Source organism: Rahnella perminowiae (genome assembly GCF_019049755.1).
GTDB lineage: Bacteria > Pseudomonadota > Gammaproteobacteria > Enterobacterales > Enterobacteriaceae > Rahnella > Rahnella perminowiae.
The window spans coordinates 1-843 of record NZ_JAFMOS010000122.1 but is presented as its reverse complement, the minus strand read 5'-3'; the positions used below and the strand labels follow the sequence as shown (position 1 = coordinate 843).

Below are 843 nucleotides of genomic sequence, written 5' to 3'. Positions count from 1 at the left end.
CCAGCATGAACAATCATATATTTCCTGTGATTGGACACTTGCCGGTAGCTGAACTGAAACCTCGTCACTTTATCGACCTGCTGAAAGGCATTGAGCAAAAAGGTCTGCTGGAAGTCGCAGCACGTACGCGGCAGCATATGTGCAACATCATGCGTCATGCCGTACATAATGAGTTGATAGAGCAGAATCCGGCTGCCAATCTGGACGGTATAATCGCCCCTCCGGTTAAACGCCACTACCCTGCCCTTCCCTTGGAACAACTACCAGAACTGTTAACCCGTATTAAGGACTACAAGCAAGGACGAGAGTTAACCCGCCTGGCAGTATCACTCACCCTGCACCTATTCATCCGTTCCAGCGAACTGCGTTTCGCCCGTTGGTCTGAGATCGATTTCAAAAATAGAATCTGGACCATTCCTGCCACTCGCGAGTCCATCCCCGGTGTCCGCTACTCTGGGCGTGGTGCAAAAATGCGCACTCCACATATCGTTCCACTCTCCCGTCAGTCCATTGCTATTCTGAAACAGATACGGGAAATATCCGGGCATCAGGTGCTGGTATTCCCCGGCGATCATAATCCGTATAAACCGATGTGCGAAAACACGGTCAATAAGGCGCTACGCCTGATGGGCTATGACACAAAAGATGAAATCTGCGGCCACGGATTTAGGGCAATGGCCTGTAGTGCCCTGATGGAGTCTGGCCTATGGGCGCAAGATGCGGTTGAACGGCAGATGAGTCACCAGGAGCGTAACAGCGTTCGAGCGGCTTACATCCATAAAGCAGAATATCTCGATGCCCGTAAAGCGATGATGCAATGGTGGTCGGATTATCTGGATATGT

The 843-nt window shown here is 51.0% G+C and carries 1 protein-coding gene; it reads left to right on the top strand.

What is annotated here, in order from left to right:
* On the top strand, positions 1-843 hold an 843-nt coding region (locus J1785_RS00650), incomplete at both ends, for a tyrosine-type recombinase/integrase (RefSeq protein ID WP_217218564.1).